This window comes from Streptococcus sp. HMSC034E12 (genome assembly GCF_001835915.1).
GTDB lineage: Bacteria > Bacillota > Bacilli > Lactobacillales > Streptococcaceae > Streptococcus > Streptococcus vaginalis.
Genome location: NZ_KV826453.1, coordinates 1 through 2,355, shown reverse-complemented (window position 1 = coordinate 2,355; position 2,355 = coordinate 1). Strand labels below are relative to the sequence as shown.

The following is a 2,355-nucleotide window of genomic DNA, read 5'->3' as shown; positions in this document are numbered from 1 at the left end:
ACACATGATTATAAATATTATAATTCTAATCCGTCTTAACAAAATGGACTGAAAATGTTTTAGTTTTTGACCATCTATGGATTGGTTTGTCTGAAGTTATATTAATAATCATGTTAGGTGTGAATGGATTGATGTAGTACTTGAACACCATAGAATCATTTGCAGGAATGAAGACTTCGTTGATAAACGGAGCTTCAAAATAGTATGGTTCTGGAATATAGACTGGAGGAAATAATAAATCAGCCGATTCAGATATTTGCGAGGGTTGATATTCGTGTCCAAGTATCAGAGAAGCTGGTGTACCGTCTTGATTACATAGTCTAATATCGGTTATTTTGACAGCTGATGAGGAATTATTAAAAACACTAAAACAAACAAAAAATGGATTGCATTCTAATTCTTCAAAAGTTGCGTCTGTAATTTCCAAAGATAATTTATCACGCTGTTTTGTATACCAAACACTGTATAAGGCGACCAATAAAGCAATTAGGGCAATGAGAAAATTCCAGAAATCAAGTGTTTGCCAGAATGGAGTGGTTTCAATTTGCGGTGTCATGACAGTACCTCACGTTTTTATTTTAATTATATCAAATTTCACCAAACTAGAAAGGACACTATGAGCAAAATAGTAACAATGTTTCCTTATCAAGAAAAGGAGATTCTTAGTGAAATAACGACTTTGCAAAAGTCACTGCATTGCCAAACTGAGCATCTGTCTGACCAGCTAACCAAAAAACTTCACCACCTAGAGGACTATAACAGTCCAATTGATGATGAAGCGATTAGATTGGCTGAAGTGACAGCTGAATTTTATAAGTTACTAATCCAGTCTCCTAGTATTGGAGCAGTTGTCAAGGAGATTGAGAGCGAGGGACATATTTCTTAATCAGGAATATCTACCAGGTTAGGAACGCAAAAAAGCCACTGCGGAAACAGCGACTTACCAAAAAATACTACTTGATTATACCACAAACAGAAAGGAGACAATATGGAACTATTCTTTTGGGGTTTTCTTACCGCTTTGTTGATTGTTGCTATTATCTTGCATTTTGTCGCTATCGGGATTGACATAAAGTTTGAAGAACGAAACAACCAATGCAGTAAAAGCGACCCAAGCGGTGAAGAGTGAAAGTTGAAGTTCGGACAAGACGAGGGTTGCCAACAAAACCAAGTAGGTTGATATTCCTACAGCGTTTAAAAGCTCTATAAATAGCTTGGCTGTTTTCTCTGGTATTAGAGTTCTGTATATTCCAAGTTGTATACAATAGCGTATCGAGCCGAAGAAGAGCAGGCAAATAAAAAAGAGAATTAAGCCACTGCTTAATTGAGAAGCAGAAAATGATTTTATGAGTTTGATTAGAACAGTATCGTTTAGAGGGATTATCTTGTATTTGATAGCTTCTCGGAAAAATAACACGGCAAAACCTGGTCCGAAAATGCCAAACAAAACAATATCCTCGGCATAATGAAATTTTGATTTTTTCAAAGTATATACCTCGTTTTTGCTTTATTATATCAAAAAAGCGCGTGGGAAATCACGCGCACACCAAAATATACAACTTGATTATACCAAAAGAAAGAGAGGAACGCAATGCAAGAAATAGCATTATCAAATAATTTAGCGCAGATTGAAGTCCAGATACAGACGTTAACCGAGACGGCCAATAATTCTATTTGGGAAATTGGAAGAAGATTTAATCATGTAAAAGAAAAAGATTTAACACACGGTCAATTCACCGAATGGGTTGAAAAACAAGGATTCCACATTAGAGAAGCTCAAAGGCTTATGAAAATAGCGTCCGATGTTCCAAAAACGACAACGTTGTCGCATTTGGGGGTAAACAACCTTTACCTCATAGCCACTCTTCCAGATGATGAAAAGCAAACACAGCTTGACCGTATCGAAAGCGGCGATAATCCAACAGTTCGGGAACTACAAGAGGTTCGTAGGCAACTCAATCTCGCTAGAGCAGATAACGAAGATTTGCGAGAAAAGAACGAGCGCTTAGCAGAACAGGCTTTGAAAGGGCTTGAAAAGAAAACAGTCACTAAAGAGGTTGTAAAAGAAGTCGTGCCCGATGACTACACGGCAACTAAACAACTCAATAATACGCTTTTGGAAAAGAATAAGAACCTCGTAGATGAACTGGACTCTGTCAAGCGAAGCCTAAAACTCAAAGAAGTGTCTTATCAGTTGCTAGAAAAAGAGACATCAGAAGCGATAGCTTTGAAAGATTCGCTTGAACATCTAAGAGCTGACAAGCAGAAATTAGAAGCTAGCGTTGCTAATGTGCTTGAATTAAGCAACCTAGCGACAGAATTTGAAACATTCTTTGATGAGAGAATGGCGCCGCT

At 37.4% G+C, this 2,355-nt stretch carries 4 protein-coding genes; 2 read left to right on the top strand and 2 right to left on the bottom strand.

The features are described 5' to 3' along the window. Positions 1-25: 25 nt before the first annotated feature. Positions 26-556, bottom strand: a complete 531-nt coding sequence (locus tag HMPREF2574_RS07525; RefSeq protein WP_070812390.1) for a hypothetical protein — start codon at positions 554-556, stop codon at positions 26-28. Between the two features lie 60 nt (positions 557-616). On the opposite strand from HMPREF2574_RS07525, the gene HMPREF2574_RS07520 reads away from it, so the two are divergent. Next, on the top strand, positions 617-886 hold the full coding sequence (locus tag HMPREF2574_RS07520) for a hypothetical protein (protein ID WP_070812389.1): 270 nt from the start codon (positions 617-619) through the stop codon (positions 884-886). Positions 887-994: 108 nt separating this feature from the next. Here the strand turns inward: HMPREF2574_RS07520 and HMPREF2574_RS07515 are convergent, their stop codons facing one another. After that, positions 995-1,486: a hypothetical protein gene (locus HMPREF2574_RS07515; RefSeq protein WP_070812388.1), complete on the bottom strand. Its 492-nt coding sequence runs from the start codon at positions 1,484-1,486 to the stop codon at positions 995-997. 105 nt (positions 1,487-1,591) lie between these two features. Between HMPREF2574_RS07515 and HMPREF2574_RS07510 the strand changes: the two genes are divergently transcribed. Then, positions 1,592-2,355: DUF3102 domain-containing protein (locus HMPREF2574_RS07510; protein WP_070812387.1), on the top strand; the 764-nt coding region annotated here is incomplete at its 3' end.

Coding starts and splice junctions, on each gene's coding strand:
- HMPREF2574_RS07520 (WP_070812389.1), top strand. CDS start 617: ATGAGCAAAATAGTAACAATGTTTCCTTATCAAGAAAAGGAGATTCTT.
- HMPREF2574_RS07525 (WP_070812390.1), bottom strand. CDS start 556: ATGACACCGCAAATTGAAACCACTCCATTCTGGCAAACACTTGATTTC.